Annotated in this window: 15 protein-coding genes and 1 riboswitch; of the genes, 8 read left to right on the top strand and 7 right to left on the bottom strand. The window is 49.5% G+C overall.

Annotation, left to right across the window (positions count from 1 at the left end; translation table 11 throughout):
- Positions 1–2: 2 nt before the first annotated feature.
- The 3 genes from BM318_RS00185 to BM318_RS00175 all read right to left on the bottom strand — a co-directional run bounded on the left by BM318_RS00185 (position 3) and on the right by BM318_RS00175 (position 3,075).
- On the bottom strand, positions 3–752 hold the full coding sequence (locus BM318_RS00185; protein WP_245759693.1) for an ABC transporter ATP-binding protein: 750 nt from the start codon (positions 750–752) through the stop codon (positions 3–5).
- A 98-nt stretch (positions 753–850) separates the two neighbouring features.
- Complete coding sequence (locus BM318_RS00180) at positions 851–1,873, bottom strand: iron ABC transporter permease (RefSeq protein ID WP_092979723.1); 1,023 nt, start codon at positions 1,871–1,873, stop codon at positions 851–853.
- A gap of 2 nt (positions 1,874–1,875) precedes the next feature.
- On the bottom strand, positions 1,876–3,075 hold the full coding sequence (locus BM318_RS00175; RefSeq protein WP_092979721.1) for an ABC transporter substrate-binding protein: 1,200 nt from the start codon (positions 3,073–3,075) through the stop codon (positions 1,876–1,878).
- A 64-nt stretch (positions 3,076–3,139) separates the two neighbouring features.
- A riboswitch (cobalamin riboswitch) is annotated at positions 3,140–3,361 on the top strand.
- 72 nt (positions 3,362–3,433) lie between these two features.
- On the opposite strand from BM318_RS00175, the gene BM318_RS00170 reads away from it, so the two are divergent.
- Entirely contained in the window at positions 3,434–5,314 is a 1,881-nt protein-coding gene (locus BM318_RS00170) for a TonB-dependent receptor plug domain-containing protein (protein ID WP_092979720.1), read from the top strand.
- A 70-nt stretch (positions 5,315–5,384) separates the two neighbouring features.
- Here BM318_RS00170 and BM318_RS00165 read toward each other — a convergent pair whose 3' ends face one another.
- Entirely contained in the window at positions 5,385–6,923 is a 1,539-nt protein-coding gene (locus BM318_RS00165; RefSeq protein ID WP_092979718.1) for a S41 family peptidase, read from the bottom strand.
- Positions 6,924–7,125: 202 nt separating this feature from the next.
- On the opposite strand from BM318_RS00165, the gene BM318_RS00160 reads away from it, so the two are divergent.
- The 5 genes from BM318_RS00160 (at position 7,126) to BM318_RS00140 (ending at position 10,220) form a co-directional block, all read left to right on the top strand.
- Positions 7,126–7,635, top strand: a complete 510-nt coding sequence (locus BM318_RS00160) for an RNA polymerase sigma factor (RefSeq protein ID WP_092981988.1) — start codon at positions 7,126–7,128, stop codon at positions 7,633–7,635.
- Complete coding sequence (locus BM318_RS00155) at positions 7,622–8,038, top strand: hypothetical protein (protein WP_092979716.1); 417 nt, start codon at positions 7,622–7,624, stop codon at positions 8,036–8,038. Before BM318_RS00160 ends, BM318_RS00155 begins: the two co-directional genes overlap by 14 nt.
- 12 nt (positions 8,039–8,050) lie before the next feature.
- A complete protein-coding gene (locus tag BM318_RS00150) occupies positions 8,051–8,593 on the top strand; it encodes a DUF4252 domain-containing protein (RefSeq protein ID WP_092979715.1) in 543 nt (180 codons plus the stop codon).
- A gap of 109 nt (positions 8,594–8,702) precedes the next feature.
- Positions 8,703–9,257, top strand: coding sequence for a DUF4252 domain-containing protein (locus BM318_RS00145; protein WP_092979713.1), 555 nt, complete (start codon positions 8,703–8,705; stop codon positions 9,255–9,257).
- A 153-nt stretch (positions 9,258–9,410) separates the two neighbouring features.
- Complete coding sequence (locus BM318_RS00140; RefSeq protein ID WP_092979712.1) at positions 9,411–10,220, top strand: mechanosensitive ion channel family protein; 810 nt, start codon at positions 9,411–9,413, stop codon at positions 10,218–10,220.
- Positions 10,221–10,224: 4 nt separating this feature from the next.
- On the opposite strand, the gene purB is transcribed toward BM318_RS00140, so the two are convergent.
- Positions 10,225–11,568 carry an adenylosuccinate lyase gene (gene purB, locus BM318_RS00135; protein ID WP_092979710.1) on the bottom strand — a complete coding sequence of 448 codons (1,344 nt, stop codon included), beginning with the start codon at positions 11,566–11,568 and terminating at the stop codon, positions 10,225–10,227.
- 37 nt (positions 11,569–11,605) lie between these two features.
- Positions 11,606–12,172, bottom strand: a complete 567-nt coding sequence (locus BM318_RS00130) for a hypothetical protein (protein WP_143099891.1) — start codon at positions 12,170–12,172, stop codon at positions 11,606–11,608.
- Between the two features lie 40 nt (positions 12,173–12,212).
- Here BM318_RS00130 and BM318_RS00125 point away from each other — a divergent pair, with 40 nt between their 5' ends.
- Positions 12,213–12,692: a heme-binding domain-containing protein gene (locus tag BM318_RS00125; RefSeq protein ID WP_092979706.1), complete on the top strand. Its 480-nt coding sequence runs from the start codon at positions 12,213–12,215 to the stop codon at positions 12,690–12,692.
- Here the strand turns inward: BM318_RS00125 and BM318_RS00120 are convergent.
- A complete protein-coding gene (locus BM318_RS00120; protein WP_092979704.1) occupies positions 12,655–13,347 on the bottom strand; it encodes an SIR2 family NAD-dependent protein deacylase in 693 nt (230 codons plus the stop codon). The two genes, BM318_RS00125 and BM318_RS00120, sit on opposite strands and share 38 nt — an antisense overlap.
- 59 nt (positions 13,348–13,406) lie before the next feature.
- On the opposite strand from BM318_RS00120, the gene BM318_RS00115 reads away from it, so the two are divergent.
- A complete protein-coding gene (locus BM318_RS00115) occupies positions 13,407–14,069 on the top strand; it encodes a TrmH family RNA methyltransferase (RefSeq protein ID WP_092979703.1) in 663 nt (220 codons plus the stop codon).
- The last annotated feature ends 24 nt before the right edge of the window (positions 14,070–14,093 follow it).

Genomic DNA, 14,093 nt, shown 5'->3' with positions numbered 1-14,093 from the left:
AATTAGGAGATATTAAAGCGTTGCAGCACGGTATCAAAGGTAACAGAATCTGAGGGGAAAAGGGATTCCAGCACCTTGCTTTTTATCAACTCTTGCGGGGTGCCGAAAGCATAATTGTCAGGAAAAAGCACCAGCATATGCGTACATAGTTGCAGCGCAAGGTCGATCTCATGTGTAGTAAAAACCACTGCTTTGCCCGGTTGCCGGCTAATGTCGCGAAGTAACTTCAAAATGCGCACCTTGTGGTGGAGGTCCAGATGAGAAGTCGGTTCATCCAGGAGGACCAACGGGGTTTGTTGTGCCAGGGCACGGGCTATGAGAACCCGTTGGAGCTGTCCATCGCTCAGCGAATGGCAAGGATGTTGGGCAAGTGACTCCAAAGCTGTAAGCTTAAGGGCATCGGCAATGCATTGCTCATCCAAAGCGCTCAATTGCCCCAACCAATTCGTATAAGGGTGCCTGCCGAGGGCAATGAGATCCCGGACACTGAGATTCCGTGAAGCAGGAGGATTGGTGAGTACCACGCTCAGCTGCCTGGCCTGTTGTCTTGCGCTTAACGTATCAGATTCATTTCCCAGTATTTTTACAACGCCACCCAGAGCGGGTTGAAGCCCGGCCAGGGTCCGGAGTAAGGTAGATTTACCAACGCCATTGATGCCGATAATCGCGGTTAGACTGCCCGACTGCAATTCAAAATCCAGCCCTTGCCGAGGACCGAGTTCCAGTTCAGGTTTCGAATAACCGATGCGCAATTTCGTTGCATTCAGGAGGATGTTGTCCTGTGGATGAGGAGCTGGTATTTGGTCTTTTGAATTCAGGGATTGTCGGTTCAGATTCGTTCGAGATGAAATTAAAACATCATTGTCTTACGGCGCAAGAGTAGCCAGATGACAACTGGAGCCCCGAGGACTGAGGTTATGGCATTGATTGGGAGCACATAAGCCGTTCGGGGTAATTGTGCAACGGTATCGCAACACAGCATCATGATAGCTCCTGTCAGGAGTACCCCGGGAAGCAAAACCCGGTGATCGGAACTCTTAAATGCCAGGCGGGTGAGGTGCGGCACGGCGAGACCTACAAAGGCAATTGGACCAGCAAAAGCCGTAATTCCACCTGCGAGAATACCGGTAGCCAGGATTATTTGTAAGCGTAACCGGGACATATTAATCCCCAGACTTCCAGCGTATTCAGGCCCCAGCAATAAGGCATTCAGTCCTTTTAGACAACTCACTGCCAGGCCTACCCCGAGGAGAAAGAGCAAGCCGAGGATCCCGAGGTTATTCCATCCCAGGTTTCCAATGCTCCCATAGGACCAGAAAATATATTGCTGTAGGGCCTCTGCCTGACTGAGTGAGGAAAGTACCGTTACAACTGCCGCGGTAATACTTCCGAACATTAGCCCGATGATAAGGAGGGCCATGGCATCCTTTACCCTATAACTGACGCTGAGTACCAGAAGTAGTACTGCGAGACTGCCCAAAGAGCTCGCAATGGCAAGGGCGGCATTGGTCGGTGCAAAAGCCAGGCTTGCCGGAAGGAGAAACCCACTGCCGAATATCAACAGGGCTGCACCCAGGGACGCTCCCGAACTAATCCCCAATACGAAAGGACCTGCCAGGGGATTCCTGAAAAAGGTCTGCATCAACAATCCGCTCAATGCCAGGCCACCACCCGTGAGTATGGCCGTCAATGCTTTTGGCAGCCGGTATTCGGTGATTATGTATTCCCAGGAGGCAACCTCCGGAGTCCCTCCGGTAAGGATGGCGATTGTTTCGCTAAGGGGGATTTTTGCCGATCCCAGGCCCAAATTGAGCAGAAAGCTCCCCAGAAGCAGCAGAAAAAGCAACGTATATCGCCAGGTATTCCGATGCACTTTTATGGTTTTAACGGTTTAAAGAAAACCGGTTCATAGTCTGTGAGGAGTCCGGGATGCAGGTGAAAAACCAGGTCCTTAAGAATCAGGTCGGGACGGTTGGGACCGAGCTCAAAATAGAGCAAGCCACCTGTAGGTCCGCGGGAGTCGGCATAACCGTAGACTTGTCGTAACTGGAAGGCCTTGATTTTATCGTAGTGGGGATTGGCTTCCAACATTTCAGAATAGGAGGTAAACTGAGAGGGGGCAATCCAGAATTCCGCCGATTCGCCCTGTTCCAGGATTACTTCAAGACTTAGGCTTAAACTCCCACTTTGTGGGGTATTCGCCCAGAGATACTGGCCCTGTGCATCTGCAACAAATTGTGCAGCCCAGCTTTTACCACCAGGCAGGTACCAGACATCGCGATAGAGCGCCCCACTCAGAACGGTTGGTTTCCCGGCTGCTTGCCGGGCCAGGGATCGGACGCGGAGGTATTCTTCTTCTATGGCTGCGAAGTGCGCATTGGCTTCCTCTTGCCGATCGAGCAGTAACCCAAAGAATTTGATCCATTCGGCTTTAGCCAAGGGGGTAGCTTCGTTCCAATCCCCGTTATACAGTACAGGTATGCCTGAGTTTTCAATTAACTCATAGGACTTAGGGGCCTCGCTCACTGCGAAGCCTATGAGGGCTTCGGGTTGTAATTGCAGCACTAATTCGGTATTGAGTTGCTCATTGGCACCCAATTCGGTTACCAGCCCTTTGGAAATTCGTTCCCGCGTCTGAGTCGAAGAAATGTAATCTAGCCCCGGGAATCCAACAAGGGCATCTGCCGTTCCGAGGGCCTCCAGGGCAGGGATATGTGTTGTGGAGGTCAGTACCATTGAAGTAATCGGAACTCCTACGATCCCATCAAATTTCAGGGATTCATCTTCTGCTCTGAGTCCGGCGATAGCTGCTAAATAAGTCTCGGTCTGTAAGGAATCGGGTACCAGGGCATATCGAAAACTCCGGTCGGCACCCGGCCAGGGTTCATTGATAATTAATTCCGTGTACCCCTGCGTATTGGTTATTGCAGTAAATCCTGTAGCATAGCTTGGAGCCAGGGTGTCTGCAGCGGTTGTGGTGGCCTTCTCGGAGGTAGTTCCCGATTGCCCTTCACGGCAACTTCCGGCCAGGGATAGGAGTAGTAAGAGTAAAAGGCAGCGATGGAGTACCTGCATGGAAATTCTTTGTGTCAAAATTAGCGTAAAAGGGCGGGCAGTCAAAAATCCCGCCTAAATGACTACCTTGGTCCCGAAATCAGGTTTCCAGGACACTTTTTAGGTTCTGGAATGAAAAGGGAATCCGGTGCAAATCCGGAACTGTTCCCGCAACTGTAAGCTCAGTTTCCTTTTCGATTGAGGAAAGGAAATGCCTCTGACGCACTACATACCACTGTCTCGCAGGAGATGGGAAGGCAAGCCAGAGGACGCAAGTCAGGAGACCTGCCTGTTTCAAAATACGAAGTATAAACTTTCGGGATAAAAGTTTGACGACTGCGGAACCCTAGGGTACCGCTCCCGTGCAACATGCGCAAACATGAAAATTTCTTATGTATGGACAGCAGTCCTTATGACCTGCTGTTGGGGTGGAGGTGCATCCGCCCAACAAGGCTCCCAGGAGCCAAATCAAGACAGTGTCCGAATCCAGCGACTCGACGAAGTTGTAGTAAGTGACACGCGATTTCCCATTCCCCGGGAGCAATCGGGGAAAACCGTAATTCGGCTCGATCGCGCCGATATTGAAAGCTATTCGGGCCTGAGTGTAGCTGAGATACTCAATCGCCAGCCGGGTCTCGAAATCAATGGAAGCCGGAGCCGGCCAGGGGAAGTCCTGGGGGTTTTTGCCCGAGGTGGGCGGGGCAGGCAGGTTTTGATCCTGATCGATGGGGTCAGGGTCTCAGATCCCTCTTCGATCTCCCTTGAGTACGACTTGCGGTTACTGGCAGCTTCGGATATTGAATCCATCGAAATTTTAAAAGGCGCCTCAAGTACGCTTTACGGAGCTCAGGCGGCAACTGCGGTTATTTCAATCACAACTCGTAAGGCAGCAGGAAAACCTTTGGCTGTCGAAATTTCGCAGCGTGTGGGAACATTAGGCAGTTCAGAGGATTCCTTTCCGGTTTGGGGGCAATTTGGTTCGGCCATTCGCCTGAGTGGAACCCAACAAGAATTGACCTATCAGGCCGGTCTTACTTATAGCCTGGACAATGGTTTGTCATCTCTGGAAACCGAAACCAATGAAAAAGATGCTTTCGGCAGCTTTGCATTAAACCTCGGGTTGGGATGGCAGCCTACCGATAAAACCCGTATCCAACTCCTGGCCAACCGAAGCCAGTTTAACGCTGCTTACGACGATTCCTTTGCAGCCGCCGATGCCGTGTTTGAATATTGGACCACCCAGGAGCGCCTTACACTCACTGGTACCCATCAGAGCGGGGCAGATACCTGGGAGTTACGCATGGGGCTCAGCAATTATGAGTCGGAAAACCGAAGTAGTTTTCCAGGTGAATTCAAGGGGCGTACCCTTAATGGAGAGCTACTGTATAAACGATCCTGGGGTGCCGATCTGAAATCCCTGGTCGGGCTCCAGGTAGTTGCCGATCAGGCCGAATTTGAAGCCGCTGAATCCTTCCTGATAATAGACCCCCATTTGAATCTGGTATGGAGCCCGGGCTCGTTCAACCTGAATACCGGGGTTCGCTTAAACGTGCATTCTGAATACGGATCCCAGGCTGTTTACCAGATTAATCCCTCCTATAATATTCCCGTTCCCGAAGGTAACGTAAAGGTATTGGCAAGCTGGGCTACCGCTTATATAACACCTTCCCTGAGCCAGCTCTTTGGACCTTTTGGGGCGAATCCCGATCTGGAACCTGAAGCCAATCGCAGCATCGAAGCAGGAACTGTTTGGAACCGGGGTTCCTGGGAATTCGGCGTACTATACTTTAACCGGGAGGAAAGGCAGCAGGTCCTGTTCGACAATGCTAATTTCCAGTATTTCAATGCAGATGGAACAGGTACAGCGCAGGGGGTAGAAGTTACGGCATCCGGAAATCTGTCGCCCGACTGGAAATGGGATGCGCAATATACCTTTACGGACCCTACAACCTTGTCACAAATTAGGGTGCCTGGACATACCTTTTCTTCCGGTCTGCAATATGCCCCGGGAGACAGATTGCAAACCGCGTTGAATTTTCAACACGTTGGATCCCGAACGGATACCAACTTTACCCAGGGAACAAATCAGCGACTCGATCCTTTCTCCCTTTGGGATATGCGGATATCGTATTCCTGGTTTAACGGGAAGCTCCGGGGATTCTTTCTAGTGTCCAACATCTTCAATACCGAATTTACCGAGGTGATCGGTTTTCAAACTCCCGGGCGTAATTTCCTGCTCGGAGGAACGCTTAGATTATAGCGGATAACTTTGATCCATAAAAAAAAGGGTTGGCCGAAAAGCCAACCCTTTTTGCAGTGTTATCTGGAGATTACTGATCCCCGATCGTTATTGTACCCACTTCCAGGGAAGGCAGGGTAATATTCTTGTCCAGGTACATATTGTCCCGGGTAGGGGTAAACATACCGCTATGGGTAAAAGGTACTACCTCCCGGGCGTTGGCTTGTCGCGCAGTACTGGTGCGCCCGCTCATTCCCGAGATTTCCTGAAGGGCAAGTGCCAAAAGCGGTTCATTTTCATCTCCGAGGATTCCGTAGTTTCCAAGGGTTTCCCCCTGCTCAATGTCAGGTGCAAAACCAGCGGTGTAATCGGAGAATCCAACAGAATTCTCATTACGTCCTACCAGGGGCTGAATGGCCCATTCATTGTCTGGATTGATGTTGGCCTCACGGGACTGGGTATAAATAAAAGGAGCGCCTGATCGATCCGGATCGTCGACCATAGTCAGCGAAAATTCATTCTTTCCTGTAGTAGTACGCCCGATCAGGATAACGTCGATATACGGATCCAGTCCATTAATAACCAATTCACTTGCAGAAGCGGTGCTTCGCGAAGTGAGGATGTAAACCCGGCTCAAATTAAGCGTGTTGACCGCTGTCCCACCACCAATGGTACTGGCGAAGAAATCGTCAAGGGCATTAGGATCGTCCCGGGTAAAGGCTTCCTGAATCTTGTCGTTCCAGCGCTGGCGCAGGTACAGCTGGTTGGTAAACGTACCGTAAATCATACTGGACAACAGGCGGGAACTATTTACAGAACCACCGCTGTTGTAACGAAGGTCCAGCACTAACTCAGTGGCCCCGGCGCCAACTAACTCGCCGAAGGCATTGTTCAGGTCGGCATCGAACTCATTGGTAAAGCCATTATACATGAGGTAACCTACAATAGTACCATTGAGGTTAAAGGTTTTCGTAATGAAAACCGGATTTTCTGTAAGGACCGCTTTCGTGAGCGGGACTTCCTTGCCACTGGGGTTAAGCTCCCCTCCGGCAAAATCTGCCATATTCAGCGTAAGCGAGGTATTTTCACCAAAGAGCAGGTCACTGAAGTTTCCGCCATTCAAATTGGTGCCGTCTACCCCGATAAAGATGTCTCCTCGAGCAATGTCGGCACTAGCGGCACTCCCATTAGGAAGCACATAACGTACAATACCATAGACTGGATCAGTGGCATCCAGCTGTCCGTTACCGTTTACATCGTCATAGGTAAGCCCGAATTCTAGTCCGGTAGAAAGCGTGGTTCCTGCCAGGCTCTGGGTAAGGTCCCGGTAATCCTCACTGAAGAAACTAAAGCGGTCTTCGCTAAAGCGCAGGCGGTTGTTAAAGAAAAGTGCGGGATCGCTTTCAGAAGCGAGGAACTCGGTATACTCCTGATCAGTGGAGAACCGGTCATCCGCGAGGTTCGCTACATCCCCCTGCCAGAAATACCAGAGGTTCATAGCTTTCCACATAAAATCCTGGGTATCGAGGTTTTGGCCGCCTGGATTCGGCCCCCCGGGATTGAGATTGTCGTCGTCTTTGCTGCAGGCAAGGAGTGCCAGGCCCACGAATAGGAGCAGGAATTTTTTCATAGTTCTTTTTTTGGGGTGTACAGCAATTATCGTTCCATCTGTACTGGTTTGCAATAAATTAGGTTACCTTTTCTACCCAAACCCAGCTCTAAAATAGGGGGTTACGAGTTAAAATAAAATTTTTTGTAACAAATTTCGACCTGCGTCGTCTTGCTTTTGTAAGACACTCGATAAGGTGATAACAACAACCGATCAACCGATAATGACACAGAATGAATTCATGCAGATCGTGAATCCTTTTAAGGATAAGCTGTACCGGCTTGCGAAGCGACTGCTGATTTCCTCAGAGGAGGCCGAGGACGCCACCCAGGAGATTCTGATGAAACTGTGGGCCGGGAAAAAGAAAATGGAACGATACGCCAACGTGGAAGCGTTTGCGATGACCATGACCAAAAATTTCTGCCTGGATCGATTGAAATCCAAACAATCCGGGAACCTGAAACTGGTACACAGTAATTATACAGATGGTCAGACTTCCCTCCAAAAACAAGTAGAGGTTAAAGACAGCCTGGATTGGGTGGGGAAGATCGTAGAAGGATTGCCAGAACAGCAAAGGCTGATCCTTCAGCTCCGGGATGTAGAATCCTATGAGTTCGAAGAAATTGAAAAGATGCTGGATATGAAACCTACAGCTGTTCGTGTGGCACTATCAAGGGCCCGCAAGGCTGTCAGGGAACAACTTTTAGAAAAACATCGCTATGGAATTGGCTAGTGTAAAAATAGTATTGGGAAAGTATTTGGAGGGGGAAACTACCGTTGCTGAAGAAGCTCAGCTTCGGGAATATTTCTCTGGAGATCAGGTAGCCCCCGAGCTGGAGGCTTACCGCCCGCTCTTCGCCTACTTTTCCGAAGCAAGAGACGAACGCTTTACTGGGCAGGTGCCGCTAAAAACCAGAAGATTTGATTATCGGTGGTTATCCGTTGCCGCAGTAGGCGTCCTGATGTTCGGTTTGTATTTCGGTAATAGATACCGGGAGCAGCGCGAGGCCGAATTTGCCTATAATGAAACCCGGAAAGCTCTGGGGATGATCGCGCAAAACCTCGATAGAGGCACTGAAAAGGTTGCCTATATCGCAGAATTCGATGAAGCAAAACAAAAGATTTACAAAAATTAGAAACTTAAAATCATGAAGAAGTATTTTATTATTGCAGCCATTTTACTGGCCCCTATGCTGGCCGGTGCCCAATCTATCTTCGATAAATATGAGGATATGGATGAGGTAAGCTCGGTAATTGTCAACAAAAACATGTTCGAACTCCTGGTTAAGATGGATATGGATGTAGATGATCCTGAAGCCAAGGAGTTTATGGAAATTGCCCAAAGCCTCACCGGGGTTAAGGTATTCGCAACAGAAGACAAGGCAATTTCAGCTGATATGAAGGCTACCGTAGACCGTTACCTGAAATCTTCCTCCTTGAGCGAGCTGATGCGCGTGAAGGATAAAGATGCCAACGTGAAGTTCTATATCCGTGAAGGAAAAGACAGCGACCATGTTAGTGAATTGCTCATGTTTGTGACCGGAATTAAGAACATGGACGTTGAGGTAGACGACCGTCAGATTGAAACGGTACTGTTGACCCTTACCGGCGACATTGACCTGACCAAAATTGGTTCCCTGACCAATAAAATGAACTTGCCGGAAGAATTGAACAAGGCAGGTAAGAATTAAGGAGCATTCCGGGGGTTATACAAAGGACCAGGAAATACTCCGCAAGACAATCAACAATCAAAATACCCCGGGATTCTTCTGAATCCCGGGTTTTCAAAAAACGAATAAAATGAACCGACTGTATTCCTCTAAACTCTGGCTGGCTGCCGCCTTTGGGCTGCTCTTGCTATTTTCCTCCTGCTCTGCAACCCAGAGCTTGCAGGAGTATTATGTAGATAATGCACAGAATCCCAATTTCCTCGCCGTAGATGTTCCTGCGAATATCCTTAAGCTGGAAGAAACAGATTTGGGGGAAACCGAGTTGAATGCCATGCGCTCGGTACGCAAACTCAACATCCTGGCATTCCGCCTTACGGAGAACAACGAGGCCGAATTTCAGGTCGAACGCAATACCGTAAAAGCTATTCTCAAGAATGAGAAGTACAAAGAGCTTATGAAGTTAAATACCAAGTACGGTAAGGGCGTAATTAAATATCTGGGCGATGAGGATGCGATCGATGAGGTTATCATTTATGGCGATAATACCGAAGACGGGTTTGCCTTAATCCGCATTTTAGGAAAGGATATGAACCCTGTTCATTTTGCACAACTCATGCAGTCCCTGGAGCAGGACGATTTTGACACCGAAGGCCTGTCGCAGTTACGAGGCATCTTTAAGGGTTAATATTACTGTACCAAGAGCATTACCAGTCGATTACTGCTGGTTATACCGAGAAGACAATCCCGCTTATAGCTATAGGCGGGATTTCTTTTATTGTGACCGAATCCCTACATTGGTGTCTAACGAGTAGAATATAATCTCCTTTAATAAGACACTATGGAACAAGCACAGATCTGGTATGACAAAATAGCCGAATTCGTAATTGATTACGGCCCCAAACTCATAGGGGCGATTCTTGTATTTATCGTAGGATCCTGGGTGATCAAAAAGATCATGGGCGCCTTGCGCAAAGTAATGAACAAGAGCAACTACGACGAAAGCCTGCAGCGTTTTCTGCTGAACTTGCTCAACTGGACCTTAAAAGTTGTGCTTATCCTTGTGGTGGTTGGTCAGCTCGGTGTGGACATCACTACTTTTGCCGCCGTAATTGCCGCCGCTGGCTTGGCAGTAGGGCTGGCCTTGCAGGGATCGCTCTCCAATTTCGCCGGAGGGGTGCTGATCATGATCTTCAAGCCATACAAGATCGGCGACCTGATCGAAGCCCAGGGAGTACTGGGGGTGGTCAAGCAAATCGAAATCTTCACTACCAAGCTTTCCACACCTGAAAGCAAGCTCGCCATCGTACCCAACGGGGCTATGGCCAATGGAAATATTATCAATTATACTGCCCAGGGCAAGATCCGGGTCGATACGGTTATCGGGATCGGGTACGATGAGGATATCCAGAAAGCTAAGGAGGTATTGCTGGAGGTGCTCACCTCCAACCCCAAAGTCCTAAAGGACCCAGCGCCTTCAGTGAATGTGCTGGAACTGGCAGACAGCTCTGTAAATTTTGCGGTTCGTCCTTACGCAACTCCGGACGACTATTGGGATGTGTACTTTGCCACCTACGAAGGATGCAAACTGGCACTTGATAAGGCAGGAATTGAAATTCCTTATCCACACGAGGTACAAATCAATAAATAAAGGCTTAAATCCCGGTGTAGTTTTCCGGGCGCAATGCACGTAATTCGGCCTTGATATTTTCACTAATATCAAGGTCGTTTATGAATACGTTCAGGGTTTCCTCGGTTATTTTGGAATTGGTACGGGTGAGCCCTTTCAGCGCTTCGTAGGGATTGGGATATCCCTCCCGGCGTAAAATAGTCTGGATAGCTTCGGCCAGCACAGCCCAATTGCCTTCAAGATCCGCCTCGATTTTATCTGCGTTCAGCAGCAGCTTGTTGAGCCCTTTCAATGTAGCTTCAAGGGAAATGATGGTATGGGCCAGCGGGACGCCAATATTCCGGAGGACGGTACTGTCGGTAAGATCTCGCTGCAAGCGGGAGACAGGGAGTTTTGCTGCCAGGTGTCCGAATAGCGCATTGGCTACTCCAAGATTTCCTTCCGAATTTTCGAAATCGATAGGGTTTACCTTATGGGGCATGGCACTGGAACCTACCTCACCTGCTTTGATTTGCTGTTTGAAATAGTCCATGGAGATATAACTCCAAAAATCCCTGTTCAGGTCAATGAGCACGGTATTGATCCGGCTAAGCCCGTGGAACAGGGCGGCCATATGGTCGTAGTGCTCAATCTGTGTGGTTGGAAAGGAATAATGCAAGCCCAATTTTTCCTGCACGAAATTACGCCCGAATTCCTGCCAGTCGATATCGGGATAAGCAATAGCATGTGCATTGAAATTCCCGGTAGCGCCTCCGAATTTCGCTGCCGAAGGAACGTCGTTGAGCAGATCGAACTGTTCTTTTAGGCGTACCACAAAGACCTGGATTTCTTTACCCAGACGGGTAGGGGAGGCCGGTTGCCCGTGGGTACGTGCCAGCATAGGTACGTTTTGCCATTCTTTTGCAAGGGCTTCAATTTTCTGGAGCAATTCCTGATACCGGGGAACGTAGCAGGCATTGATGCCCTCGGTTAAGGATAAAGGGATGGCTGTATTGTTGATATCCTGGGAGGTTAGCCCGAAGTGGATAAATTCTTTGTAAGGCTGCAACCCCAGGGAATCAAACTGATTTTTGAGGTGGTATTCTACGGCCTTGACATCGTGGTTGGTCGTTTTTTCAATTTCCTTAATGGCCCGGGCATCGTCCAGGTCAAAACCCCGGTAAATAGCTCGTAAATCCTCCCATTTGGCTTTGGGGAAATCGGATAGTTGGGGTAGGGGCAGTTCGCATAACGCGATAAAATATTCTACCTCAATTTGCAGGCGATACTTGATCAGGGCTGCTTCTGAGAAGTAATCGGCCAGGGGCTCGGCTTTGGAGCGGTAACGTCCGTCTATTGGGGAAATGGCACTTAAGGCATCGAAATTCATGGTCCAGGTCCAGATTAGGAAAGTGCAAAGATAGCGATTAAGCCGATTTTTCCAGTTTCTTGAGCAAATGACCTGCCCGGGATTTGTAACCGGCACTTCCGGTTGGATAGCCTTTTAAGAGCGTGGCACGCAGCTCGTCGTGAACCCAGTCGAATTCTTTTCCAAGCAAATAAAGACATCGCATGCTAAAGGCTTTGGGCGCCACCTTATGCGGCCCGATAAGCCAGTCAAAACAAACCGCGATCAGTTCTTCCCGGAATTCCGCTGTCCAGGTTGTGAAGGGTTGGTCGGTTTTCTCATGGTATTCACAAAGCATTTCACTTAGCTTGGCCATAGGCCGGATAGCGGATTCGTCAGTAAGACCGGGCAGCATAGACACCCAATAGTCCAGATGGGGTTCCATGAGCCGTAAATTCTCCTTGCAGACAAATTCGGTTACCCAGCAGGCACGATGTCCGATAACCCCTTTTTCGGTCATAGCTATTTCCAATAAGGTGCCGAATTCATCCGGATTATCGAGGATTTCCCGTGCAGCCTGTCCCCGGGCTATGCGCGTGGCATCCACATAATCCAATCTGTTAATTAATTGAGCTTTAGGGTCCAATACCATACATTTAACCTAAACAACACCAAAAGAAACAACCATGCGATCCAATTTAGTAAAAAAAATAGGCTGGACCTTGCTTATAGCCCTGGTGGCGATTCAGTTCTACCGCCCCGAGCTCAATACAGCCGAACCGGGCCACCTGGATGTCTTCCTGGAGGAAACCAATCCCCCGGAGGAAGTGCGGGAAATACTTTCCGGTGCTTGTTACGATTGCCACAGCAACCAAACCACCTATCCCTGGTACAGTCAGGTAGCGCCGGTTTCCTATTGGCTGGCGGACCATATAGACCACGGCAAAGGAAACTTGAATTTCTCAGAGTGGAGTGGCTATCCCGCAGATCGCAAAGACCACAAATTGGAGGAAATTGTAGAGGAAGTGAAATCCGGGGAAATGCCGCTTAATTCCTATACCTGGGCACACAGTGAGGCCCGATTGAGTGAGACCGAACGTCAGGCCTTAGTGGCCTGGGCGGACCGCACTAGAGCCTTGTATACGCTAAACGCTCGGCCAGAGTAGTAAGACCTGCACCGGCTTTTTCGGGGATAATTTCAAGGGAATCGTACTGGTCCGGAACTACTGCCGGGTTGGGATCGACAAAATAGAGGGGCACCCCGGGTTGCTTGTAATGCACCAGCCCAGCCGCGGGATAGACCTGCATTGACGTACCGACAATGATCAAAACATCGGCCTGAGCCGTTATATGAGCTGCGGGCCCCAGCAAGGGTACTTCCTCCCCGAACCACACAATGTGTGGACGCAGCGGGAAGCCATCCGGACAACGGTCGTCCGGGGTTAAATCTTCTTTCCACGGAAAAACAGCAGCTGTTGGACCCGTACTGCGGACCTTTCGCAATTCCCCATGCAAGTGCAATACGTGGCTGCTACCTGCCCTTTCGTGCAAGTCATCTACATTTTGGGTTACAATAGATACTTCAAAGAATTTTTCGAGTTCAACCAGGGCGCTGTGTCCGGCATTGGGTTTTACCTCGTGAAGCTGCCGACGGCGCTGATTGTAAAAATCCTGGACTAATGCGGGATTCCGTGCAAATCCCTCGGGGGAAGCTACTTCCATAACATCGTGCCCTTCCCATAACCCGCCAGCGTCCCGGAAGGTACTGATTCCACTTTCCGCACTCATTCCGGCGCCGCTAAGTACCACGATTCGTTTCATCTCCGCCCCGGAAATTTACTACTTTTAGTTGCGGGACAAAAATCGAAACCCTAGCCAAAATGCCAGAGCGCAAACCAGATTTACTATCTTATTTACAGGGATATCTGACCCCATCCCGCCTGCAGCGTTTTGAAGAGATCCTGGATTGGCGCACGCGGCACATCACAGTCGTACTTGAGGATGTCTTCCAATTGCACAATGCCAGCGCAGTGGTGCGATCCTGCGATGTTTTCGGAATTCAGGACGTTCACCTTATCGAAGATCGGTTTGGACGCCGTCTCGACAAGAATATTGCCCTCGGTGCCCAGAAATGGGTGAGTATCCATCGGCAGGTCAGCGCTGCAGCTTGTATGGAGTCCCTTCGCGCCAAGGGATATAAAATAGTGGCCACGACACCCCATGTATCGGCAATTGCTCCGCAGGAACTACCTTTGGATGTTCCAATAGCCCTGTTCTTCGGGACCGAAAAGGAAGGCCTTAGCGATGTCGTGCTAAATCAGGCCGATTGTAAACTAAAGATTCCCATGTATGGCTTTACCGAAAGCCTCAATGTGTCGGTGGCTGCAGCGATAGTGCTCAATACGCTACGTTCCCGGCTAAACGCCAGTGACATTCCCTGGCAAATTCCTGAAAAACAAAGAGATGAAATTCGGTTGGATTGGACCAAAAAGACCATTAAATCTGTAGAAGATATCATTTCGAGATATCAGGAGTCCCCCTGAATTTTTGTATCTTTTATCCAAACC

Source organism: Robiginitalea myxolifaciens, assembly GCF_900115205.1.
Taxonomy (GTDB): Bacteria; Bacteroidota; Bacteroidia; order Flavobacteriales; family Flavobacteriaceae; genus Robiginitalea; species Robiginitalea myxolifaciens.
Note: the sequence above shows the minus strand (reverse complement) of the source record. Positions and strands in the feature narration are given on the sequence as shown.

Excerpts from the sequence above, each read along its gene's own strand:
- BM318_RS00115 (WP_092979703.1), top strand. The coding sequence starts at position 13,407 with ATGCCAGAGCGCAAACCAGATTTACTATCTTATTTACAGGGATATCTG.
- BM318_RS00155 (WP_092979716.1), top strand. The coding sequence starts at position 7,622 with ATGGAATTGGCTAGTGTAAAAATAGTATTGGGAAAGTATTTGGAGGGG.
- BM318_RS00145 (WP_092979713.1), top strand. The coding sequence starts at position 8,703 with ATGAACCGACTGTATTCCTCTAAACTCTGGCTGGCTGCCGCCTTTGGG.
- BM318_RS00160 (WP_092981988.1), top strand. The coding sequence starts at position 7,126 with ATGACACAGAATGAATTCATGCAGATCGTGAATCCTTTTAAGGATAAG.
- BM318_RS00120 (WP_092979704.1), bottom strand. The coding sequence starts at position 13,347 with ATGAAACGAATCGTGGTACTTAGCGGCGCCGGAATGAGTGCGGAAAGT.
- BM318_RS00125 (WP_092979706.1), top strand. The coding sequence starts at position 12,213 with ATGCGATCCAATTTAGTAAAAAAAATAGGCTGGACCTTGCTTATAGCC.
- BM318_RS00170 (WP_092979720.1), top strand. The coding sequence starts at position 3,434 with ATGAAAATTTCTTATGTATGGACAGCAGTCCTTATGACCTGCTGTTGG.
- BM318_RS00150 (WP_092979715.1), top strand. The coding sequence starts at position 8,051 with ATGAAGAAGTATTTTATTATTGCAGCCATTTTACTGGCCCCTATGCTG.
- BM318_RS00175 (WP_092979721.1), bottom strand. The coding sequence starts at position 3,075 with ATGCAGGTACTCCATCGCTGCCTTTTACTCTTACTACTCCTATCCCTG.
- purB (WP_092979710.1), bottom strand. The coding sequence starts at position 11,568 with ATGAATTTCGATGCCTTAAGTGCCATTTCCCCAATAGACGGACGTTAC.
- BM318_RS00165 (WP_092979718.1), bottom strand. The coding sequence starts at position 6,923 with ATGAAAAAATTCCTGCTCCTATTCGTGGGCCTGGCACTCCTTGCCTGC.
- BM318_RS00140 (WP_092979712.1), top strand. The coding sequence starts at position 9,411 with ATGGAACAAGCACAGATCTGGTATGACAAAATAGCCGAATTCGTAATT.